Source organism: Kitasatospora purpeofusca, from assembly GCF_042691725.1.
Classification (GTDB): domain Bacteria; phylum Actinomycetota; class Actinomycetes; order Streptomycetales; family Streptomycetaceae; genus Kitasatospora; species Kitasatospora purpeofusca_B.
This window is the reverse complement of sequence record NZ_CP170483.1, coordinates 8458972-8483511: the sequence shown is the minus strand read 5'-3', so window position 1 is coordinate 8483511 and position 24540 is coordinate 8458972. Positions and strand designations below refer to the sequence as shown.

7 protein-coding genes and 1 pseudogene are annotated in these 24540 nt (G+C 73.4%); 4 read left to right on the top strand and 4 right to left on the bottom strand.

Annotation, left to right across the window (positions count from 1 at the left end; translation table 11 throughout):
* Positions 1-104 precede the first annotated feature (104 nt).
* Genes ACFCLZ_RS36380 through ACFCLZ_RS36365 form a run of 4 tightly spaced genes read left to right on the top strand, consistent with a single transcriptional unit; the run spans position 105 to position 3677 of the window.
* Complete coding sequence (locus ACFCLZ_RS36380; RefSeq protein ID WP_380282181.1) at positions 105-1049, top strand: ABC transporter substrate-binding protein; 945 nt, start codon at positions 105-107, stop codon at positions 1047-1049.
* Positions 1046-2125 carry a FecCD family ABC transporter permease gene (locus tag ACFCLZ_RS36375; protein ID WP_380282180.1) on the top strand — a complete coding sequence of 360 codons (1080 nt, stop codon included), beginning with the start codon at positions 1046-1048 and terminating at the stop codon, positions 2123-2125. Before ACFCLZ_RS36380 ends, ACFCLZ_RS36375 begins: the two co-directional genes overlap by 4 nt.
* Positions 2122-2940: an ABC transporter ATP-binding protein gene (locus ACFCLZ_RS36370; protein WP_380282179.1), complete on the top strand. Its 819-nt coding sequence runs from the start codon at positions 2122-2124 to the stop codon at positions 2938-2940. Before ACFCLZ_RS36375 ends, ACFCLZ_RS36370 begins: the two co-directional genes overlap by 4 nt.
* Positions 2937-3677 (top strand): ferredoxin, encoded by a 741-nt coding sequence (locus tag ACFCLZ_RS36365; protein WP_380282178.1) that lies wholly within the window; start codon positions 2937-2939, stop codon positions 3675-3677. The genes ACFCLZ_RS36370 and ACFCLZ_RS36365 overlap by 4 nt, the downstream gene beginning before the upstream one ends.
* 92 nt (positions 3678-3769) lie before the next feature.
* Here the strand turns inward: ACFCLZ_RS36365 and ACFCLZ_RS36360 are convergent, their stop codons facing one another.
* From ACFCLZ_RS36360 to ACFCLZ_RS36345, 4 genes and pseudogenes are all read right to left on the bottom strand, one after another.
* Positions 3770-4933, bottom strand: coding sequence for a macrolide family glycosyltransferase (locus tag ACFCLZ_RS36360; RefSeq protein ID WP_380282177.1), 1164 nt, complete (start codon positions 4931-4933; stop codon positions 3770-3772).
* Positions 4933-7185 (bottom strand): cytochrome P450, encoded by a 2253-nt coding sequence (locus ACFCLZ_RS36355; RefSeq protein ID WP_380282176.1) that lies wholly within the window; start codon positions 7183-7185, stop codon positions 4933-4935. Before ACFCLZ_RS36355 ends, ACFCLZ_RS36360 begins: the two co-directional genes overlap by 1 nt.
* On the bottom strand, positions 7182-17000 hold the full coding sequence (locus tag ACFCLZ_RS36350; RefSeq protein WP_380286387.1) for an SDR family NAD(P)-dependent oxidoreductase: 9819 nt from the start codon (positions 16998-17000) through the stop codon (positions 7182-7184). The genes ACFCLZ_RS36355 and ACFCLZ_RS36350 overlap by 4 nt, the downstream gene beginning before the upstream one ends.
* A 260-nt stretch (positions 17001-17260) precedes the next feature.
* Positions 17261-24538, bottom strand: a pseudogene (locus ACFCLZ_RS36345) (SDR family NAD(P)-dependent oxidoreductase); the annotation flags it as partial.
* Positions 24539-24540 lie beyond the last annotated feature (2 nt).

Genomic DNA, 24540 nt, shown 5'->3' with positions numbered 1-24540 from the left:
ACGTGCCCAGCGGTCTGCCGTACCCGTTCCCATCCATACGTTCCGCACGTCCCACAGGTCCGACGCGTGTCGGCCGGGCGGTCGCGGCCTTCCTGTTCATCGGCGTGCTCGGCGCCTGCGCGGGCGCCCCCGCGCCCGTCGCGTCCGGCGGGACGACCGGAAGTGCCGAGCCGGTCAGTGTGGACAACTGCGGGACCACCGTGACGGTCGGCGCGCCGCCCGACCGGCTGGTGACGCTCAACCAGGGTGCCACCGAGGTGGCCCTGGCCCTCGGCCTGCAGTCCCGCATGGCCGGTACCGCCTACCTCGACGATTCCGTCCCGGAGAAGTGGAAGGCGGCCTACGACTCCGTTCCGGTGCTCTCCAAGGAGTACCCGACCAAGGAGAAGCTCCTCGCGGCCCGTCCCGACTTCCTGTACGCCTCCTACTCCAGCGCGTTCACCGACAAGGTCGCGGGCAGCCGGGAGGAGCTGCGCGGCCAGGGCATCCCGTCGTACCTGTCCCCCTTCGGCTGCTCGGACAAGAGCCAGGTGCCGCCGCCGACCTGGCAGTCGATGTGGGGCGAACTGAACGACGTCGCCAAGGTCTTCGGCGTCCCCGAGCGGGCCGCCGCGATCCAGCGGCAGCAGGAGCAGCAGCTGGCCCGGTTCACGGCGGCGGCCGCGGGCAAGGACCTGAAGGTCCTGTGGTTCGACTCGGACACCAAGACGCCGTACGTCGGTTCCGGCCACGGCGGACCTCAGCTCGTGCTCGACGCCGTCGGCGCCCGCAACGTCTTCGCAGACCTGCCCGGTGCCTGGCAGAACGTGAGCTGGGAGAAGGTCGTCGCCGCGGACCCGGACGCCATCGTGCTCGCGGACGCCGACTGGGACACCGCCCAGTCCAAGATCGACTACCTGCAGGGCGACCCGGTGCTGAGCAGGCTCACCGCCGTGCAGCGCAAGGCCTTCGTGGTGGTGCCGTTCTCCGAGTCGACTCCCGGTGTGCTGCTCGCCGACGGCGCCGCCCGGGTGTCCGAGGGCCTGGGCAAGCTGCGCCAGGGTTCATGACCACCGCACCCCACCCCGCCGTGCGACCCTCCGGTCCGGGTCGCACGGCGGCGGTCCTGGCTGTCGCTGCGGCCCTGCTCCTGACCACCGTGCTCCTCGGCCTGGCCGTGGGCTCGCACCACGAGCCGGTCCGGACGGTGATCGATGTCGTGGCGCGCCGTCTCGGGCTGGGCGACCCGCACGTGACGTTGCTGGACGACCAGATCGTCTGGCAGTTGCGGCTGCCCCGGGTTCTGGGAGCGGCTGCCACCGGCGCCGGTCTCGCGGTCTGCGGTGCCGTGTTGCAGACACTGACCGGGAACGACCTGGCCGATCCCTTCCTGCTCGGGATCTCGGACGGAGCCGCCGCCGGCGCCGTCACCGTGATCGTCCTCGGGGTCGGCGTGTCCGGCGCCGTGGGCACCGGTGCGGTGGCGACGGCGGCCTTCGCCGGTGCCCTGCTCGCGGCCGTCGTCGTGCTGGCGCTGGCCGGCGCGCGCACCCGGTCGCTGCCGACCACCCGGACCGTGCTCGCCGGCATCGCGGTGGGACAGATGTGCGGGGCCTACACCTCGTTCGTCGTGCTGGTCCTCGGGGACCGCGACGCGGCGCGCGGCGTCATGGAGTGGACGCTGGGCTCGGTCGCCGGCGTGCGGTGGCCCACCGCCGTCTTCCTGACCGCGGTCGCGCTGGCCGGGGTCACGGTCCTGGCCTCCTCGGCCCGCGACCTGGACGCCTTCGCCTTCGGCGAGACCGCCGCCCGCTCCCTGGGCGTCCACGTCGAGCGCACCCGCTGGGTCCTCGTCGCCACCGCTGCGCTGGTGACCGCGTGCCTGGTCGCCCACACCGGCGTCATCGGCTTCCTCGGCCTGGTCGTACCGCATGTGGTCCGGCTCCTCTGCGGCCCGCGCCACGCCCTCCTGCTGCCCGTGTCGGCCCTGGTGGGCGCGTCCCTCCTGGTGGGCAGCGACATCGTGGCGCGCTCGCTCCTCCCCGACCGGGAGATCCCCGTCGGCGTCATCACCGCCGGGCTCGGAGCGCCCTTCTTCGCCTGGCTGCTGTGGCGCCAGGGGCGGGCCGACGGGAGCGGGCTGTGACGGCGACGCCCGCCGGGCTGCGCGCGGAGGGCCTTCGTGTGCGCATCGGCCCAGCCACGCTGCTGGACGAGGTCTCGCTCGCGTTCGCCCCCGGCCGGGTCACCGGCCTGCTCGGACCCAACGGCGCCGGGAAGACCACCCTGCTGCGCGCGGTCGCCGGACTGACCCGGCCGAGCGCTGGGCGGGTCCTCCTGGACGGCGAGGATCTCCACGCGCTCACGGCCCGCCGGCGAGCACGCCAGGTGGCCTTCATGGAGCAGCAGGCGGACACCCGGCTGTCGCTGTCGGCCCGTCAGGTCGTCGACCTCGGACGCACCCCGCACCGCGGCCGCTGGCCCGTGCCGGCGAACACCGCCGCCGCCGACGCCCACGAGCGGGCGGTGTTCGCCGGTGCCGTCGCGGCGGCCGACGTCGGCCACCTGCTCGACCGGTCCTGGCCGACGCTGTCGGGCGGCGAGCGGCAGCGGGTCCAGCTCGCGCGGGCGCTGGTGCAGGAGCCCGGCGTGCTGCTGCTCGACGAGCCCACCAACCACCTCGACCTGCGCCACCAACTCGGCTTCCTCGGTACCGTCCGCGGGCTGGGCATCACCACGGTGGCCGCGCTGCACGACCTCGAACTCGCCGCCGCCTACTGCGACGAGGTCGCCGTCCTGCTCAACGGCCGACTGGTCGCCCACGGGCCCAGCTCCGACGTGCTCACCTCGCCCATGATCGCGCACGTCTACGGCGTCGACGCCACCGTGGAACGGCACCCCCGGCACGACCGACCGCACATCCGGTGGAACGGACTGCTCCGCGAAAGGACAACACCATGACCTCCCCGGTCCCGGGCGCCCCCGCCCGCCGCAGTGCCGTGCTTCTGGTCGGCATGTCGGCCGGGGAGGCCGTCCGCCGTGACGAACTCCTCCGGACGGCCGCCTCGCACGGGGCCTCGATCGCCTTCCTGCAACAGTCGGATCCCTCGCTGTCGGCCGAGCTGACCAGGCTGGCCGACGCGGGCACCGAGACCGTGGTCGTGATCGGCGTCCGACTCGCGGCTTCCGGCCCGGCCCACTCCTGGCTGCGGCGGATCGCCGCGTACTGGTGGCGCGAACGCGCGGGCCACCGCCCCGAACTCCTCGTCGCGACCCGCCTCGCCGACTCGCCGGACGCGGTCGCCGCAGTGGCCGCGGTGACGAAGGCCGTCACCGGCAATGAGCCCGGCCTCACCTCCGCGGCCTGGGAGGACGTCCCCGGCCATCGGCACCAGGTCCTGGTGTGCCGCGGCCCGCGTTGCGCGGCCAAGGGTGCCGAGGAGGCACTGCGCGCCCTGGTGCAGAAGCTGACCGAGCACGGCCTCGGCGACGACGACGTGCTCGTGACCCAGACCGGATGCCAGTTCCCCTGCAATCAGGCCCCCGTCGTCAGCGTGCAACCGGACGACGTCTGGTACGGGAACGTCGACCCGGCTGCCGCAGACCGCATCGTCGCCGAGCACCTCGCCGGCGGACGACCGGTGGAGTCCCACCGGCTCCCCCGCCACAGGAAGGAGCCCGCGGACCACCACGGCTGATCCCTCGGGACCGGTACTCGTTCACCAATGTTTCGAGTTGGACGAACGACTCGGCGGGGTGCGGGTGCGGACTGCCCGGTGGAGTCCGGCCGCTACCGCGTCAGCAGCTCCTCCAGGACGTCCGCCCCCTTTGACGCGCCGCCCGCCCCGCGCACGGTCCGGCTCAGGGCCGCCGCCCGGGGGCGGCAGGACCGGACGTCCTGGACGGCGTCGCGGAGGCCCTGCACGGTCGGCTCGGCGAGCGTCCTGCCGACCTGCAGCTCCTCCGCCCGCCGGGCGATCGCCCGCTGTTCCGGGATCTGCGGCACCGCCACGAAGGGCACCCCGTGGTAGAGGGACTCCATCGCCGAGTTCATCCCGGCGTGGCTCAGGAACACCTCGGTGTGTCGCAGCACCGCCACCTGCGGTACGTGCGCGTGCACTTCGACGTTCGCCGGGATCGGGCCCAGCGACTCCCGGTCCAGCCCGCCCACCGCCATGACGACCTGCCAGTCGCTGTCCCCGAACGCCTCGATGCAGGTCCGGTAGAACTCGGGCCGGTCGTTGAAGACGGTTCCCAGCGATATCAGCAGCACCGGGGCCTGCGACCGGGGGCTCCACTCCCCAGCGGTCTGCCGGCTGCTCAGCGACGGCCCGACGAAGTGGAAGCGCTCGTCGAAGGTGTCCCCCGACAGCTGGAACTCGCGGGGGATGAACACCAGGCTCGTCGGGGCCACGTAGCCGAACATCAGGTTCGGGTCCTCGAGGAAGGCGTGGCCCTGCGCGAACTTCCCCATGTCCTGAACCGCGGCCACCAGCCGGGGGTCGGTGTGGTCGAAGTCGGCCGGTAGGTACACCTGCGCCGCCGAGAAGGACTCGTTCTCCGCGAAGGTCGGCACCAGGGAGACCTCCCGCACCTCGAGCAGGTTCGCCAGCATCCTCCCGGTGAAGGTCACCGAGTCGTAGCACACCGCGTCCGGCGGGTCGGCCGAGAAGTGCTCGGCCAGGACGGGGAAGGAGGAACGCGCGTCGTCGAGGTAGTACTCCATCGTCACGGCGAGCTGTTCCGCCGTGAACTCGCCCCGCGCCGCCATGTCGGGCGGCAGCTGCGAGGGCAGGGTCACCGGCGACGCCCCGGCGGCGAAGGCGGCGCCCATGGTGGCCGGTCCCGTGGCGTAGCTGACCCGGTGACCGCGCCGGACCAGCTCTTCGACCAGCGGCAGGGTCGGGTTCACATGCCCGGACGCGGGCGCGCTCACGAAGGCGAAATGGGCCATCAGCCCTCCTCCAGGATGACCGGGAGAGTCTTGTGTCCGTTGGTGAAGAAGGAACCCAGCGGCTCGAGTTCGGACGACGGGACGGCCAGCCGCAGCCGGGGGAACCGGGAGAACAGCGCGGACAGCGCCGTCGTCGCCTCCAGCTTCGCCAGGGGGGTGCCGAGGCAGTAGTGCACGCCGTGCCCGAAGGTGAGGTGGTCGGCCCGCGACGGTCGGGTGACGGAGAAGTCCTCCGCGTCGGCCCCGTGCCGCGCCGGGTCGCGGCCGGCCGCGCCGTAGGACAGCAGGATCGCCTCGCCCTTGCGGATCCGCACGCCGTCCGCGGAGATGTCCTCCACGGCGTACCGCAGCGGCAGGTTGGGCACCGGCGCCTGCCAGCGCAGGGTCTCGTCCACCACGTCCTCCCACGTGCTGGTCCCGGACCGGACCAGGGCGAGCTGGGACGGGTGCGTGGCCAGCGCGTGGACGGCGTGGTCGAGCAGGTTGACCGTCGTCTCGAAGCCGGCGGAGATGGTCAGCAGCAGGGTGTCCAGCAGTTCCCGCTCGGACAGTCGTGTGCCGTCCGCCTCCTGCGCGGCGATCAGGTCGCTGGTCATGTCGTCGCCGGGGTCGCGCCGTTTGGCGGCCACGAGTTCCTTGAGCAGCATGTACAGCTCGCCGGAGGCGGCCTGCACGCCCGCCGGGTCCGCGTCGAGGCTGAACACCGCGTCCACCAGCCGCCGCAGGTCCGCGCCCGTCTGCGCGCTCACCCCGAACAATCCGGTGATGACCTGGATCGGCAGCGGGAACGCGAACCGTGCGCGCAGGTCGACCGTCTGCCCCGGCGGCACCGCGGCCAGGTCGGCGATCAGGCCGGCCGTGATCTCCTCGACGCGCGGCCGAGTCGCTTCGATACGGCGCGGGGTGAACGCCTTGGCCACCAGGCTGCGCAGCCTGGTGTGGTCGGCCCCGTAGGCGGTGAACATGTTCTGCATCGCGACCCACATGATCAGCGGCCAGTCCGGCGGGATGTCGCCGTCGCGCCACATGGGCCAGTGCTTGTTCGCGTCCTTGGAGACCTTCGGGTCGAGCAGCAGCTTCTTCGTCAGGTCGTGCCCGGTGACGGCCCAGGCCGACACGCCACCGGGCAGTTCGACGGGCGTGGCCGGGCCGCGCTCGCGCAGGGCAGCGGCCTCGCCGAAGATGTCGCCGCCCGAGGGGTCGATGACGTACGCGTCGGCGGGCGGGGCCTGCGCGCGCACCGGCTCGGTGAAGGTGGTGGTCGTACGGGGCTTGGGCTGCTCGGTGACCTCCAGCAGGGACGCGGTGAACCGCGAGCCCATGCCGAGGCCGATCGACATGATGGTGTCGCCGGGCTTGAGGGTCTCGTCGTGCAGCAGGTGGTCCATGCCGAGCAGTTGGTCGCACGGCCCGACGTGGCCGAGCTCGCGCAGCATCGGCCAGGTGGTGCGGCCCAGGTCGATGCCGAGCGGCTCCAGCACGACGACCTCCAGTTGGGCCAGGCCCAGACCGGTGACGACGAACCTGGTGATGTCGGCGATGCTGACGCCGGCCTCCTTGGCGGCCTGCTCGACCGCGGTGACCAGTGCCCCGCTCATCAGCGTCAGATACGGGGCCAGGCCGGTGACCTCGATCGGCGTACGGTTGCGGTGGCCCTCGGGGTCCGGGATCGTCGGGGTGGCGAGGACCTCCATCTGGGTCGCGGAGCTGTTGGCGGTGGCGACCAGCCGCGCCCGGCCGCCCTCACGGTTGAGCACGGCCGCGACCGCACCGTCGGCCAGGAAGATCCCGATGGTGGGCTGCCAGCGTTCCCACCGCGGCGGCAGGAACCGGGCGGTGGCCGTGACCAGGGTCGCGGTCGCGGCCGGGTCGGCCACCAGGTGCGCGGCGGCGGACTGCAGCGCGGCCGAGCCGCCGTTGCTGGTCGCCTCGACCTCGTAGACGAGGGCGTGGCCGAGGCCGAGGACGCGCTGCAGGTGGCAGGAGGACGCCATGTGGTCCTGGTGGTCCATCTGGGCGTAGGCGGCCATGGAGATGTCGGCGCCACTGAGGCCGGACTCGCGCAGGGCTCCGATCGCCGCGTGCACGGCCATCGCGTGCTCGGTGACGTCGTCGGAGCGGGTGAACGACACGAAGTCCGACAGCGCGAGCAGCCGCCGCATGGTGTCGGTGTCCGGCACGGCCTGTGTCGCGGGCGTGCGGGGCGGCAGATAGCGCCCCGTTCCGCCGATGTAGACGTTGTCCCAGATCATGCGTAGTCCTTTCCCCTGAGTGCGGACAACCCGGCCCCGTATCCGCTGAAGTCGAGGAGCCATGTGCTGATGGCCAGCGCCGTGGCCGCGGAGTGCTCCTCCAGTACGGTGAAGTGGTCGCCCGAGACGGTGAGCACCTCCTGGGCGGTGGTGGACAGCCGGGGCCACGAGCGCTTCCCGGTGCCCACCAGCAGCACCGGCGCGGTGACGGGCTCCGGGGCGCCGGCCAGATCGAGGTAGCGGCCCATGGCCATCAGCCGGTCGTCGTCGACCGGCTGGACCTGGTGGCCGGCGTCGAGCATGCCGGTGAGCACACCCGGCAGGTCGTCGGGGTAGCCGTCGATGAGCACCACGGCGCTGGGCCGGGCCCCCCGCCGTTCCAGTTCCCCGGCGGTCGCCAGCGCCAGCCACGCGCCCACCGAACGGCCGACCAGCACCGGCGCGGTGACGGCCGACGCGGCCTCGGCGAGTGCCTGGACCAGGACGTCGGCGTCCGCGGGCAGCGGGTCGCCGGCGAAGCCCGGCAGGGTGAGCGCCGTGACGTCGCGGGCGGCCTCCAGCGCCGCGGCGAACCGCCCGTACTCCTCGATGCCGCTGGACGCCAGCGCGGACGGCAGGCAGACCAGCGACGGCTGGAGGAAGCCGGCCGCGAGGGCGACCGCCTCGGCCTTGGGCGCGTCGGTGGCCGGGCTCAGCCGGGACGCCGTGGCCAGCAGGTCGAGGCCGTCCTGCGCGCGGCCGACGTCGACGGCCTTGCGCAGCAGGCGCTCCATCGGCCCGGCGACCCGGTTCTCCGGCGAGCACAGCTGCCCGTAGAGGTGGTTGACGAGCTGTTCGGGCGTCGGGAAGTCGAAGACGAGGGTCGCCGGGAGCTTGAGCCCGGTGGCCGCGTTGAGCCGGTTGCGCAGCTCGATGGCGGTCAGCGAGTCGACGCCGTGGTCGCGGAACAGCTGACGCGGGTCGTCGATCCCGCCGGGGGCCATCCCGAGGATGCTCGCGCTGTGCGTGACGACCAGGTCGAGCAGCAGGGCGCGCTGCTCGGGCTCGGGCAGGGCTTCGAGCCCGGCCCGCAGGTCGCCGGGGCCGGCCGCCGGGGCCGGCGCGCGCCGCGGCCGGGCGAGTCCGCGCAGCAGCGCGGGCGGGGTGTCGATCGCCGCGAGGTCGAGGCGGACCGGCACCAGCGCCGGGCGTTCGCCGGCCAGGGCGGTGTCGAACAGGGCGGTGTCGAACAGGTCGAGGGCCTGCTCGGTGGCCAGCGGCAGCATCCCGGCCCTCGCCAGCCGGCGGTGGTCGGCCCCGGTCAGGTTCCCGGTGATGCCGCTGGACTCGGCCCACTGGCCCCAGGCCAGGGAGGTGGCCGGCAGACCGCGCGCGTGCCGGTGCTCGGCGAGCGCGTCGAGGAACGCGTTCGCGGCGGCGTAGTTGGCCTGCCCGGGGGCGCCGAACACCCCGGACGCCGAGGAGAACAGCACGAACGCCCGCAGGTCCAGGTGCTCGGTGGCCTCGTGCAGGTGCCACGCGGCATCGGCCTTCGAGCGCAGCACCGTGTCGATCTGCTCCGGTGTCATCGATCCCACCACGGCGTCGTCGACGACCCCGGCGGCGTGCACGACGACCCGCAGGTCGGGGATCGAGGCGACGAGATCCCTCAGTGCCCCGCGGTCACCGGCGTCGCAGGCGACCACGGTGAGGGCGGCGCCCAGCTCCTGCCGCAGCCCGGGCGGCTCGACGCCGCGGCGGCCGGCGAGCACCACGTGCGGGGCGCCGTGCCGCGCGACCAGGTGCCGGGCGACCAGGACGCCGAGGGTGCCGGTGCCGCCGGTGATCAGCACGGTGCCGTCCAGGGGCGCGCCGTCCAGGGGCCCGGCCGGGGCGGCCCTCACCAGCCTCGGCACGAGGGCGGTTCCGTCGCGCAACCGGATCTCGGGCTCGCCGTCGCTCACGGCGGCGCGCACCGCGGCGGGGATCGCCCGTCGTGAGGCGGCCGTGCCGTCGTGCCGGACGGTCAGGATCCGCCCGGGGTTCTCGCTGTGCGCGCTGCGCAGGAAGCCGCGGGCGGCGGCCGAGGCCAGGTCGTCGCCGGTGAGGACCACGAGCCGGGCCGGCGTGTCGGTGGCCAGGAACTCCCGGACCCTGCCGAGCAGTTCCCGGGTCACCGCGTGGGCGGCCGCGACCGGTTCGCCCTCGCCGACGACCTCGTGGAGGACCGTCTCGGTGTCCGGGCCGTCCGGTGCCGCCATCGGGGTCCAGTCGACGGCGAACAGCGTGTTCGACCGGCGCCCGGCCCCGTGACCCGCCGCTTCGACGGGCCGCAGGACGATCTCGTCGATGCTCATGACCGGCATCCCGGCGGTGTCGGTGATCCGCACCGCGAAGGTGTCCGGCCCGGTCGGGTGCAGCACCACGCGGACCGTCGCGGCCGACGCGGTGACCGACACACCGGAGAACGAGAAGGGCAGCCGCGCCGGGCTGCCACCGGCGCCGCCGTCCTCGGCCGCGAGGCCGGCGAGCAGGGTCAGCGGCTGTACGGCGGCGTCCAGGAGCGCGGGGTGGACGCGGTAGCCGGTGAGCTGCGCGGGGTCCGCCGGGAAGCTCACCTCGGCGTGCAGGTCCTCGCCGTGCCGCCGGATGCCGATGAGCCCCTGGAAGGTCGGCCCGTAGTCGTAGCCGGCTTCGGCGAGCCGGTCGTAGAGCGAGCCGATGTCGATCGGCACGGCCTCACTGTCGTCCGCCCCGGGCACGGCCGTCCACTCGGCCCGTGTCGCCCGGTCCGCCGACGGACCGAGCACGCCGGTCGCGTGGCGGGTCCACTCGTCGGGCTCGGCGGAGGTGCGGGAGTGGACGGTGACGGGCCGGCGTCCGGTGTCGTCGGGCGCGCCGACGGTGACCTGCACGTGCACACCGTCGCGCTCGGACAGCACCAGGGGCGCCTCCAGGACCAGCTCGGACAGTACGGGGCTGGCCGTGTGCTCGCCGGCGTGGACGGCCATGTCCACGAACGCCATCGCGGGCAGCAGCGTCGAACCGAGCACGGTGTGCTCGGCCAGCCACGGGTGGACGGACGCGGAGAGCTTCCCGGTCAGCACCACGCCCTGCCCGTCGGGGAGCTTCACCAGGGACCGCAGCAGCGGGTGGTCGGGCGTGTCGAGGCCCTCCGACGGGGTGGTGGGCCGGAGCCAGTAGTGCTGGTGCTGGAAGGCGTACGACGGCACGCGCCCACCCGACGCCCCCGCCGTCGTGGTCGCGGGCGGCGTCCAGCCCACCGCGCCGTCCGCCCAGAGCCGCCCGAGCCCCGCGAACAACCGCTCCGGAGAATCCTTACCGCGCCGCATCAACCCGTTCCCCATCAGCAACGGATGCGGACCCACCTCCACGAACCCAGTGACGCCCTGACCCGACAGCCACTCCAGCGCATCGGCGAACCGAACCGGCTCCCGCACCTGCCGCACCCAGTACCCGGACTCCCCCATGTCCACCGGATGCCCGGCCACCGTGGAAACCACCGGGATCACCGGCTCACCGAACGACAAACCCGCCGCCACCTCGCCCAGTTCCTCCAGCACCGGATCCATCCGCGCCGAATGAAACGCGTGACCGACCTCCAGCCGTTTCACCCGGCGCCCACGGCCCCGCCACACCTCGGCGACCGCCGCCACCGCCGCCTCGTCCCCCGACACCACCACCGCATCCACCCCGTTCACCGCCGCCACCTCGACACCCGGCAGCAACGACCCCTCCACCTCCTCCACCGACGCCTGAACCGACACCATCGCCCCACCACCGGGCAACCCCTGCATCAACCGGCCCCGCGCCCCCACCAGCACACACGCGTCCTCCAAACCCAGAACCCCCGCCACATGAGCCGCCGCCACCTCACCCACCGAATGCCCCACCACGAAGTCCGGCCGCACACCCAACCACTCCACCAACCGGAACAACGCCACCTCCAGCGCGAACACCCCGCCCTGCGTAAACCTCGTCTCCCCCAGCACCCCCTCCCCGTCCTCGAACAACACCTCCACCGGCAACCCCAACAACCCGCACACCTCGTCCAACACCCGCGCGAACACCGGAAACACCCGATACAGACCCCGCCCCATCCCCACCCACTGACCACCCTGACCGGAGAACACAAACGCCGACCCACCCGAGTCGCGGGCCTCGCCGGTCACCAACCCGGGATGCGCCTCCCCGCGCACCAGGGCCGCCAGTGCCTCCGGTCCGGTCACCACGGCCCGGTGGGCGAACCGGGTCCGCGTGGCGAGCGCGGCGCCGATTCCGTCCGCGTCGGGGGCCTTGGCCGCGTACGCCTGCAGCCTGCGGGCCTGGTCGCGCAGCGCCGCGTCCGACTTCGCCGACAGCAGCCACGGCACCGGCACGACGGCGGGGGGCTCGGGCGACGTCTCCTCGGCCGGGTCCGGGGCCGGATCCGCGGCCGGTGCCTCCAGGATCACGTGCGCGTTGGTACCGCTGATACCGAACGCCGACACGCCGGCACGGCGGGGACGCCCCGTCTCCGGCCACGGCCGGGCCTCGGTGAGCAGTGAGACCTGGCCCGCCGACCAGTCGACGTGGGAGGTCGGCGCGTCGACATGCAGCGTCGGCGGCAGTTGCCCGTGCCCCATCGCCATCACCATCTTGATCACACCGGCCACACCCGCCGCCGCCTGCGTGTGCCCGATGTTCGACTTCACCGACCCCAGCCACAACGGCTCCACCCGGTCCCGGCCGTATGTCGCCAGCAGCGCCTGGGCCTCAATAGGGTCACCGAGAGTGGTGCCGGTGCCGTGCGCTTCCACCGCGTCCACCTCGGACGGCTCCAACCCGGCGTTCGCCAACGCCTGGCGGATGACGCGTTCCTGGGACGGACCGTTGGGCGCGGTCAACCCATTGGACGCCCCGTCCTGGTTCACCGCCGAACCCCGCACCACCGCCAACACCCGGTGACCGTTACGGCGGGCGTCCGACAGGCGTTCCAGCAGCACCAAACCGGCGCCCTCACCCCACGCCGTACCATCGGCAGCCTCGGCAAACGCCTTCACCCGCCCATCGACCGCAAGCCCCCGCTGGCGGGAGAAGTCGATGAAGGCGGCGGGTGTCGCCATGACCGTCACGCCGCCGGCCAGGGCCAGTGAGCACTCCCCCGAGCGCAGCGCCTGCGCCGCCAGGTGAATCGCCACCAGCGACGACGAGCACGCCGTGTCCACCGACACCGCCGGACCCTCCAGCCCCAGCAGATACGACACCCGCCCGGAGGTCACACTCGTCGCCGTGCCGGTGGCCACATAGCCGTCCGCGTCGCGCGAGATCTGGTCCACTCCGCCCGCGTAACCGGACGCCCAGATGCCGGTGAAGACGCCCGTCTGGCTGCCTCGCAACGACGTCGGATCGATCCCCGCGTCCTCGAACGTCTCCCACACCGTCTCCAACAACACCCGCTGCTGCGGATCCATCGCCAACGCCTCACGCGGCGAAATCCCGAAGAAACCGGCATCGAACCCCGCCGCGTCCGCGAGAAAACCACCCCACCGCGTATACGACGTCCCCGGACCACCCGCCGGATCATAAAGACGACCCACATCCCACCCACGATCCGACGGGAACTCCCCCACCGCATCCACCCCACCCGCCACCAGACCCCACAACTCCCGCGCCGACCCCACCCCACCCGGATACCGGGCCCCCAACCCCACCACCACCACCGGATCACCCGACACCGCAACCCCCACCGGCACGGGTGCGACCGTCCCGCGCTCCTTGCCCAGGACCACCTCACGCAGGTATTCGGCCAGCCGGGCCGGGGTCGGGTGGTCGAAGACCATCGTCGCCGGCAGCCGGGTCCCGACCGCCGTGGACAGCCGGTTGCGCAGTTCCACGCCGGTCAGCGAGTCGAAGCCCAGGTCCTTGAAGGCCAGGTCGCCACGGATCTCGTCGCTGCGGCCCAGCACGGCCGAGGCGTGGGTGCGGACCAGGTCGAGCAGAATCTCGCGTTGCCGGGCCTCGGGGAGCGATCCCAGCTCGCCCGCCAGCCCGGTGGTCCGCACCGGTTTGCGGGCGCGTGCCAGCGCGCGCAGCACCGGCCGGTCGCCCAGTGCGGACACCTTGAGTCGGGCCGCGACCACTGCCGGTTCCGCGGTGTCCAAGCCCCCGTCGAACAGCCCGAGTCCGTGGTCGGTCGCCATCGGCAGCAGCCCCGCGCGGGCGAGGCGTTCACCGTCGGCCTCGGACATCTGCCCGGTCAGCCCGCTCGCCTCGGCCCACCGGCCCCAGGCCAGCGACACCCCCGGCAGGCCCTGGGCACGCCGGTACGCGGCCAGGCCGTCGAGGTAGGCGTTCGCCGCGGCGTAGTTGGCCTGCCCGGGGCTGCCGAGCGTCCCGGCCGCCGAGGAGAAGAGGACGAACGCCGTCAGGTCCCGCCCCCGGGTGAGTTCGTGCAGGTGCCACGCCGCCTGTGCCTTGGGCTCCCAGACCGCGGCGAGACGTTCGGGGGTCAGGGACTCGACCACGGCGTCGTCGAGCACACCGGCGGCGTGGACGACCGCGGTCAGCGGGTGCGCGGCCGGGATCGAGTCCAGTACGGCCGCCAACGCCTCCCGGTCGGCCACGTCGCACGCGGCCACGGTTACCTCCGCGCCGAGCCCGGCCAGCTCCTCGCGCAATGCCGCCCCGCCACCACTGCGGCTGACCAACACCACATGCCGCACACCCCGCTCGACCACCAGATGCCGGGCCACAAGGCCCCCCAGCGTCCCCGTACCACCGGTGATCAGCACCGTACCGGCCACATCGAGACCCGCCGGAACAGTGAGCACGATCTTCCCGATGTGAGCGGCCCGGCTCATGAACCGGAAGGCGTCCCGCGCGCGGCGGACGTCCCAGGTGGTGAGTGGTGGCAGACGCAGCTCGCCTGCGCCGAGCAGCCGGACCGCCTCGGCCAGGATCTCCCCCAGCCGCTCAGGTCCCGCGTCGGCCAGGTCGAAGGCCAGCACGCCGGGCCGGATGTCGGCCTTGCCCATCTCCACGAACCGCCCGCCGGGCGCGAGCAGCCGCAGGGAGGCGTCCAGGAACTCACCGGACAGCGAGTTCAGCACCACGTCGAAGGGTCCGAACCGGTCGGCGAACTCCAGGGTCCGGGACGAGGCGATGTGGTCCTCGTCCAGCCCCAGGGCGCGCAGCGCGTCCCACTTGCCCGGGCCGGCGGTCGCGTGGACGTCCGCGCCCCAGAGCCGCGCGAGCTGGACCGCCGCCATGCCGACGCCGCCGGCCCCGGCGTGGATCAGGACCCGGTCACCGGCCTTCAGCCCGCCCAGGTCGCGCAGGCCGTACCACGCGGTCATGAAGGCGATCGGCACAGTGGCGGCCTGGGTGAACGTCCACTCGTCGGGGATGCGCACCAGCACCCTGTGGTCGGCGACGGCCACCCGGCCGAACGCGCCGGGCAGCAGCCCGGCGACCCGGTCACCCGGCCGCAGCCCGGTGACCTCGGCGCCGACCTCGGTGACGACGCCCGCGCCCTCGCTGCCGAGCAGCGCCGGGTCCGGGTAGACGCCGAGGGCGATCAGCACGTCCCGGAGGTTCAGGCCGGCCGCCCGCACGGCGACGCGCACCTCCCGGGGCCCGGGCGGGGCCTGCTCGTACGGCAGGAAGGCGAGGTCGTCCAGGCTGCCCGTGCCCGCCTGCGTCAGCCGTCCGTCGAACGCCTCCGGTGCGGAGCGCACGAGCCGGGGCACGTAGACGGCCCCCCGGCGCACCGCCAGCTGGTCCTCGTCGCCGACCGACAGGCCGTCGGGCAGCTCGTCGGCGTCCACGAGCACGAATCGGCCGGGGTGCTCGGACTGCGCGGACCGGACCAGGCCCCATACGGCCGAGGCTTCCGGGTCGCTCACCCCGTCACCGGGGACGACGGCGACCGCGCCCCGCGTGCGCACCACGAGCCGTTCGCCGGGCCCGGCCAGGAAGTCCTGGACGGCCGTCAGCGCCTCGGCGACCGAGCCGGGCGAGACGACGGCGTCGCCGAGCGCGCCTTCGCCGGGGGTCAGCGGAATCCACTCGAGGGCGTACAGCGGACCGCGTTCGGCCATCGGACGGGTGGTCAGCGCCTCGATGGTCGCCACGGGCTCGCCGGACCGGTCCGCCAGGTGGACGGCGTACGTGCCGGGGCGCACCACCCTCAGCCGCACGCGCGCGGAGGTCACGCCGGTGCGGTGGACCGCGATCCCGCCCAGCGAGAACGGCAGCCGCACGTCTCCTTCCGTGCCGGACAGCAGCGCCAGCGGTTGCAGGGCGGCGTCCAGCAGGGCCGGATGGACGGAGAACCGGGCCGCGTCCGGCACGGTGACCTCGGCGAACACCTCATTGCCGCGGCGCCACACCGCCTGCACGGCCTGGAAGGCCGGCCCGTACTCGTAGCCCGCCGCGGCGAGCGTGTCGTAGAGCCCGGTGACCGGTTCCGCGCCGGCCGGCGGCCATTGCGTCAGCTCCTGCCCGACCACGGGTTTCCCGCTCACCGTGCCGGTGGCGTGCCGCACCCAACCGTCCGTACGGGACCGGACGTCGACCGTGCGGCGGCCGGTCTCGTCCGGCTCGCCCACGACGACCTGCACGTCCACCGCGCCGTCCGCGGGCACCGTCAGCGGCGCCTCCAGGACCAGTTCCTCGACTGCCGCCCCCGCCGCGTGCACCACCAGTTCCACGAAGGCCGTCGCGGGCAGCAGCACCGTCCCCAGGACGGAGTGGTCCGCGAGCCAGGGGTGGGTGGCCAGGGAGAGCCGACCCGTCAGGACCCGCTGCTCGCCCACCTCGACAGCGGCGCCGAGCAGCGGGTGGTCCACCGCGTCGAGCCCGGCCGCGGACACGTCTCCCGCGCCTCCGGCGAGCCAGAACCGCGTCCGCTGGAAGGGGTAGGTGGGCAGCGCCACCGGCTCCCCTTCGGGGAACGGCCACCGCACCGGCACACCCGCGACGAACAGCCGCGCCGCGGCGGCCAGGAACTCGGCCGGGGTGCCGTGGTCGCGGCGCAGTGTCCCGGTCACCACACCCGCCTCGTGCTCCTCCAGCGCAGGCGTGAGCACCGGGTGCGGGCTGATCTCTACGAAGACGGGGTCGCTGCCCGAGGCGAGCAGCAGCCGGGTGATCCGGTCGAACAGCACGGGTTCGCGGAGGTTGCGGTACCAGTAATCGGCGTCGAGGGCGGAGGTGTCGATCTCCTCGCCGGTCACCGTTGAATAGAACGGGATCGTCGCCGGGTGCGGCGTGATGCCGGCGAGGTCGGTGAGCAGTTGCTCGCGGATCGCCTCGACCTGGACGGAGTGGGCGGCGTAGTCGACGGGCAGGCGGCGGGCCCGGATGCCGTCGGCCTCACAGGCCGCCAGCAGTTCGTCCAGCGCGTCCAGGTCGCCCGACACGACGACCGAACCGGGGGCATTGACCACCGCCACCGTCAACCGGCCGTCCCAGCACGCCACGAACTCGGCGGCCTGGTCATCCCCGAGACCGACCGACACCATCCCGCCCTGACCCGCCAGAGCCACCAGGGCCTTGCTGCGCAGGGCCACCACCTTGGCCGCGTCCTCCAACGACAACGCCCCCGCCACAACCGCCGCCGCGATCTCCCCCTGCGAATGCCCGACGACGGCATCAGGCTCCACACCATGGGCCCGCCACAACTCCGCCAGCGCCACCATCACCCCGAACAGCGCCGGCTGCACCACATCCACCCGCTCCAGCGAACCACCGCCGACCAGCACCTCCACCAACGACCAGTCCGTGTACGGCGCCAACGCCGCCCCACACGCATCGATCGCCTCCCGGAACACCCGCTCCGAGCCGTACAACCCCCACCCATACCCACCCACTGCGCACCCTGCCCCGGAAACACGAACACCGACCGACCCAGCGGGCGGGCGGTCCCGGTCACCAGACCCGGCGCCGACCGGCCCTCCGCCAGTGCCTCCAACGCCTCCACACCGCTCAGCACCGCACGGTGCTCGAACACGGTGCGGGCAGCCAGAGCGCCCCCGACCGCCGCCGGGCCCACCTCGGGATGGACAGCGATGAAGGCGCCCAGCCGGCGCGCCTGCTCCCGCAACGCCGCCTCCGACTTCGCCGACAACACCCACGGCACCACCCCGCCCACGGACCCCGCCGGAGCCCCGACCGGCTCCTCGGCAGCCGCCTCGATCACCACATGCGCGTTCGTTCCGCTGATGCCGAACGCCGAGATGCCCGCGCGACGCAGGTGGCCGTTGTCGGGCCAGGGCCGGGCCTCGGTGAGCAGGCGGATGTTTCCGGACTCCCAGTCGACGTGCGAGGTCGGCGCGTCGACATGCAGCGTCGGCGGCAGTTGCCCGTGCCGCATCGCCATCACCATCTTGATCACACCCGCCACACCGGCCGCCGCCTGGGTGTGGCCGATGTTCGACTTCACCGACCCCAGCCACAACGGCTCCACCCGGTCCCGGCCGTACGTCGCCAGGAGTGCCTGGGCCTCGATGGGATCGCCGAGCGTCGTCCCCGTACCGTGCGCCTCCACCGCATCCACGTCCGCCGTCGAGAGTCCCGCATTCGCCAACGCCTGCCGGATCACCCGCTCCTGCGACGGACCGTTCGGCGCCCCGAGGCCGTTGGAGGTGCCGTCCTGGTTCACCGCCGAACCCCGCACCACCGCCAGCACCCGGTGACCGTTGCGACGGGCGTCCGACAACCGCTCCAGCAGCACCAGCCCCGCACCCTCACCCCAGGCCGTACCGTCAGCAGCCTCGGCAAACGCCTTCACCCTGCCGTCGGGAGCCAGGCCGCGCTGGCGGGAGAACTCCGTGAACCCCAGCGGGGTCGCCATCACGGTCACCCCGCCGGCCAGGGCGAGTGTGCACTCCCCCGAGCGGAGCGCCTGCGCCGCCAGGTGGATCGCCACCAGCGAGGACGAGCAGGCGGTGTCCAGCGAGACCGCCGCGCCCTCCAGCCCCAGCAGGTAGGCGATCCGGCCGGAGGTCACGCTGGTCGCGGCGCCCGTACCGAGATAGCCCTCGGCGTCGGCGGGTGCCTGGCCGCCGTAGCCGGAGGACCAGATGCCGGTGAACACACCCGTCCGACTGCCCCGCAACGACGTCGGATCGATCCCCGCATCCTCGAACGTCTCCCACGTGGTCTCCAGCAGCACCCGCTGCTGCGGATCCATCGCCAGTGCCTCACGCGGCGAGATGCCGAAGAAACCGGCATCGAACCCCGCCGCGTCCGCGAGAAAACCACCCGCCCGCGTGTACGACGTCCCCGGATGATCCGCATCCGGATGGAACAACCCCTCGACGTCCCACCCCCGATCACCCGGAAACCCCCCGATCGCGTCCACCCCACCCGACACCAGGCGCCACAACTCCTCCGGCGACCCCACCCCACCCGGCAACCGGCACCCCATACCCACGATCACCACCGGATCAGCCCCACCACCCACCCCACCCACTGAAACCACCGGCACCACCGGCACCACACCCCCACCCGCACCGAGGATCCCGCTCAGCAGGTGCTCGGCGAGTTGCCGCGGGGTGGGGTGGTCGAAGGTGACGGTGGCGGGCAGGCGCAGGCCGGTGGCAGTGTTGAGCCGGTTGCGCAGTTCGACGGAGGTCAGGGAATCGAAGCCGAGGTCCTTGAACGGCTGCCGGTCCCATCCGGCCCCCGGTTCGCGGTGACCGAGCACGGCGGCGGTGTTGGCGGTGACCAGGTCGAGTGCGGCTCGCAGCCGTTCGGCCTCCGGCAGTGACCGCAGGCGGTCGACGATCGCGCCGGGCCGCGCCGGGCGCCGGGTCGCCTTGCGGGAGACGAGACCCTTGAGGGCCGCCGGGGCCGCCGGGGCGCCCGCCAGCACGGACAGGTCGAGGCGTACCGGCACCAGCGCGGCCCGGCCCGTGGCCAGGGCCGCGTCGAACAGCGACAGGGCGTGGTCGGTGGCCAGCGGCACGACCCCGGCCCGCATCAGCCGGTCCTGGTCGGTACCGGTCAGGTGCCCGGTCATGCCGCTCGGCTCGGCCCAGTAGCCCCAGGCCAGCGAGGTCGCCGGCAGTCCGAGGGCGCGCCGGTGCACGGCGAGGGCGTCGAGGAAGGTGTTGGCCGCGGCGTAGTTGGCCTGCCCGGGGCTGCCGAGCGTCCCGGCGGCCGAGGAGAAGAGGACGAACGCCGTCAGGTCCCGCCCCCGGGTGAGTTCGTGCAGGTGCCACGCCGCCCGGGCCTTGGGCTCCCAGACCGCGGCGAGACGTTCGGGAGTCAGTGACTCGACCACCGCGTCGTCGAGCACGCCGGCCGCGTGGACGACCGCGGTCAGCGGGTGCGCGGCCGGAATCGAGTCCAGTACGGCCGCCAACGCCTCCCGGTCGGCCACATCGCACGCGGCCACCGTCACCTCCGCGCCGAGCCCGGCCAGCTCCTCGCACAACGCCGCCCCACCACCACCGCGGCTGACCAGCACCACATGCCGCACACCCCGCTCGGCCACCAGATGCCGGGCCACAAGGCCCCCCAGCGTCCCCGTACCACCGGTGATCAGCACCGTACCGGCCACATCGAGACCCGCCGGAACAGTGAGCACGATCTTCCCGATATGAGCGGCCCGGCTCATGAACCGGAACACGTCGACCGCGTCCCGGACCTCGCGTACGTCCAACGGCAGCGGTGCGAACCCGCCGTCCGTGAAGGCCCGTACGACGGCGTCCAGGATCTCGCCGAGCCGTTCCGGCCCCGCGTCGGCGATGTCGAACGCCCGGTAGACGATGTCGGGATGGTCGGCTGCGTCGCGGATGTCGGTCTTGCCCATCTCCACGAACCGGCCGCCGGGCCCGAGCAGCCGCAGGGAGGCGTCGACGAACTCGCCGGACAGCGAGTCCAGCACCACGTCCATGGGCGGGAACTTCTGCTCGAACTCCAGGGTGCGCGACGAGGCGATGTGGTCCTCGTCCAGTCCCAGGGCGCGCAGGGTGTGCCATTTGGCCGGGCCGGCGGTGGCGAACACCTCCGCCCCGAGCCGCCGGGCCAGTTGGATCGCCGCCATGCCGACGCCGCCGGTGCCGGCGTGGATCAGGACCCGGTCACCGGCCTTCAGCCCGCCCAGGTCGCGCAGGCCGTACCAGGCGGTCAGGAACGCCACGGGCACTGACGCGGCCCGGGCGAAAGACCAGTCGTCGGGCATCCGGACCAGCAGCCGCTGGTCGGCGACGGTGGCCGGGCCGAAGGCGCCGGGGACCAGGCCCATGACGCGGTCGCCGGGCCGGAACCGGGTGTCCGGGCCGGTTTCGAGGACGACGCCCGCGCCCTCGCCGCCCATCAGGGCCTCGCCGGGGTAGACGCCGAGGGCGATCAGCACGTCCCGGAAGTTGAGTCCGGCCGCCCGCATGGCGATCCGGACCTGCCCGGGCCCCAGCGGCTCCATGAGCTCCGGGCGGGGCACCAGCGCCAGGTCGTCGATGCTGCCGGTGCCCGTGTCCTCCAGCCGCCAGGTCCCGTCCGGCGGGGTGAGGCCCGCGCCGACGCGGACCAGCCGGGGGACGCGCAGCGCCCCTCGGCGTACCGCCAGTTCCGGCTCGTCCGTGCCGGCGATCAGCGCGGGGTCCCAGGTCGGGTCGGCGTCGACCAGGACGAACCGGCCGGGGTGCTCGGCCCGCGCGCCGCGGACCAGGCCCCAGACCATCGAGTGGTGGAGGCCGACCACGTCACCGGGCGCGGCGGCGACGGCGTTGCGGGTGACGACCGCCAGCCGCCGCCGCTCGCCCGCCAAGTGGTCCCGGATCACGGCGAGTACGCTCCGCGCGCTCTCGTACGCCGCCTCGACGGTGTCCGCCTCGGGCTCCGGCCCGGGCACCTCGTGGACGACCAGGTCCGCCAGGTCGCCGCCCGTCGATGCCGGTTCGAAGGGGACCCAGTCGAGTGCGTACAGGCTGTCCGGGACGGCGGTGGCGTCCCGGACGGTCAGCGACGTGATGACCGCGACCGGGGTGCCGTCCGGATCGGCCACGGCCACGGTGTACGTGTCCGGCCCGGTGGCGGACAGGCGTACGCGCAGCGTCCGGCGGCCCGCGGCCCGTATCGCCACTCCGGTGAACGCGAACGGCAGGCCGGTGCGGTCGGTGAGGAACGCCATGGGGTGCAGTGCGGCGTCGAGCAGCGCGGGGTGCAGGGCAAACGGTTCCTCGGCGGGAAGCTCCACCTCGGCGTAGACGGTGTCGCCGACCCGCCGGGCCGCCGTGACGCCCTGGAACGCCGGCCCGTACTCGTAGCCGAGCGCGGACAGCGAGTCGTAGAGCCCGTCGACGTCGAGGGGCTCACCGGCCGGCGGCCAGTCCCAGGCGCTCAGCACCGGCTCCTCGCCCAGGGTCCCGGTGGCGTGCCGCACCCACTCGTCGCCGTCATGCGAGTACACCGTGAGCGGGTTGCGGCCGTCGTCCTCGGGGCCCACGACGACCTGGAGGTGCACCGGGGTGTCGTCGAGGACGAGCGGCGTTTCGAGCACCAGCTCCTCGACCGCTTGGCCGAGCCGGCCGGCCGCGTAGGCCGCCATTTCCGCGAACGCGGTGCCGGGCAGGAGGACGGAGCCCCGCACGGCGTGGTCGGCCAGCCACGGGTGGGTGGCGAGCGAGATCCGCCCGCTGAGCACCGCGCCGTCGGGCAGTTCCACGAACGTGCTGAGCAGGGGGTGGTCGCCCGACGCCGTCGGGACGGGCCGCAGCCAGTACGGCCGGCGCTGGAAGGCGTACGTCGGCAGGCTGACGGGCTCGGTGTCGTCCGGGAACCGCCAGTCGACCGGGACACCACGGACGTGCAGGCGGCCGAGCGAGGTGAGGAAGTCGTCCTGGTCACGCCGGAGCGTGCCGGTGACGAGGAGGTCAAAGCCGTGGTGGTGACCGGTCTCCTCGACGGCGGAGACCAGGACCGGGTGCGGGCTGACCTCGACGAAGACGGTGTGGCCGTGGTCGAGCAGCGCACGGGTGGTCCGGTCGAACAGCACGGGTTCGCGGAGGTTGCGGTACCAGTAGCCGGCGTCGAGGACGGAGGTGTCGACGGGTTCCGCGGTGACGGTGGAGTAGAACGGGATCGTCGCCGGGCGCGGTGTGACGTCGGCCAGGTCGGTGAGCAGTTGGTCGCGGATCGCCTCGACCTGGACGGAGTGGGCGGCGTAGTCGACGGGCAGACGGCGGGCGCGGATGCCGTCGGCCTCACAGGCCGCCAGCAGCTCGTCCAGCGCGTCCGGATCACCCGATACCACCGCGCTGTCCGCCGAGTTGACCACCGCCACCGTCAGCCGGCCGTCCCAGTGGGCCACGAACTCGGCGGCCTGCTCATGCCCGAGGCCGACCGACACCATCCCGCCCTGATTCGCCAACACCGCCAGCGCCCTGCTCCGTAACGCCACCACCTTGGCGGCGTCGTCCAGGGACAACGCGCCGGCCACGTACGCCGCCGCGATCTCCCCCTGCGAATGCCCGACGACGGCATCAGGCTCCACACCATGGGCCCGCCACAGTTCGGCAAGCGCCACCATCACCGCGAACAGGGCGGGCTGCACCACATCCACCCGCTCCAGCGAGCCACCGCCGACCAGCACCTCCACCAACGACCAGTCCGTGTACGGCGCCAACGCCGCGCCACACGCATCGATCGCCTCCCGGAACACCCGCTCCGAGCCGTACAACTCCCCACCCATACCCACCCACTGCGCACCCTGCCCCGGAAACACGAACACCGACCGACCCACCGGATGAACGGTCCCGGTGACCAGACCCGGCGCCGACCGGCCCTCCGCCAGGGCCTCCAACGCCTCCACACCGCTCAGCACCGCACGGTGGTCGAAACGCGACCGCCCCGCCAACGCCCGACCCACCGCAACCGCGCCAACCCCCGGATGCCCGGCCAGGAACGCCCCCAGCCGACGCGCCTGCTCCCGCAACGCCACCTCCGACTTCCCCGACAACACCCACGGCACCACCCCGCCCGCGGACCCCGTCGAAACCCGGACCGGCTCCTCGGCAGCCGCCTCGATCACCACATGCGCGTTGGTGCCGCTGATACCGAACGCCGACACGCCGGCACGGCGGGGACGCCCCGTCTCCGGCCACGGCCGGGCCTCGGTGAGCAGTGAGACCTGGCCCGCCGACCAGTCGACGTGGGAGGTCGGCGCGTCCACGTGGAGGGTCCGCGGCAGTTCACCGTGCCGCATCGCCATGACCATCTTGATCACACCCGCCACGCCGGCGGCGGCTTGCGTGTGCCCGATGTTCGACTTCACCGACCCCAGCCACAACGGCTCCACCCGCCCCTGACCGTAGGTCGCCAGGAGTGCCTGAGCCTCGATGGGATCGCCGAGAGTGGTCCCGGTGCCGTGGGCCTCCGCCGCGTCCACGTCCGCCGTCGACAGTCCGGCATTCGCCAACGCCTGCCGGATGACGCGTTCCTGGGACGGACCGTTCGGCGCCGCAAGCCCGTTCGACGCGCCGTCCTGGTTCACCGCCGAGCCCCGGACGACCGCCAGCACCCGGTGGCCGTTACGGCGGGCGTCGGACAGGCGTTCCAGCAGCACCAAACCGGCGCCCTCACCCCAGGCCGTACCATCAGCAGCCTCGGCAAACGCCTTCACCCGGCCATCGACGGCAAGCCCCCGCTGCCGCGAGAACTCGACAAACCCCGCCGGCGTCGCCATCACCGTCACACCACCGGCCAACGCCAGCGAGCACTCCCCCGCCCGCAAGGCCTGCGCCGCCAGATGGATCGCCACCAGCGACGACGAGCACGCCGTGTCCACCGACACCGCCGGACCCTCCAGCCCCAGCAGATACGACACCCGCCCGGACGTGGCGCTGGTGGCTGTTCCGGTGGCGAGGAAGCCTTCGAGGTCCGGCGGCGGCTGGTTGCCGTAGCCGGAGGACCACAGGCCGGTGAACACGGCTGTGCGGCTGCCGCCGAGTGTGGTCGGGTCGATGCCGGCGTACTCGAAGGTCTCCCAGGCGGTTTCCAGCAACACCCGCTGCTGCGGGTCCATCGCCAGTGCCTCGCGCGGCGAGATACCGAAGAACCCGGCGTCGAAGCCGGCGCCGTCGGCGAGGAAGCCGCCCGATCGGCTGTAGGTCGTGCCCGGCCGGTCCGGGTCAGGGTCGTAGACGACGTCCCATCCACGGTCCGGCGGGAACTCGGTGATCGCGTCGGCACCGTCCGAGACAAGCCGCCACAGGCCGTCCGGGGACTCCACTCCGCCCGGGTAGCGGCAGCCCATGCCGATGATCGCGATCGGCTCGCGCGCGGCCTCCTCCATGTCGGCGAGGCGCTTACTGAGCACTCCCAGGTCGGCCGTGGCGCGCTTGAGGTAAGTGCGGAGCTTCTCTT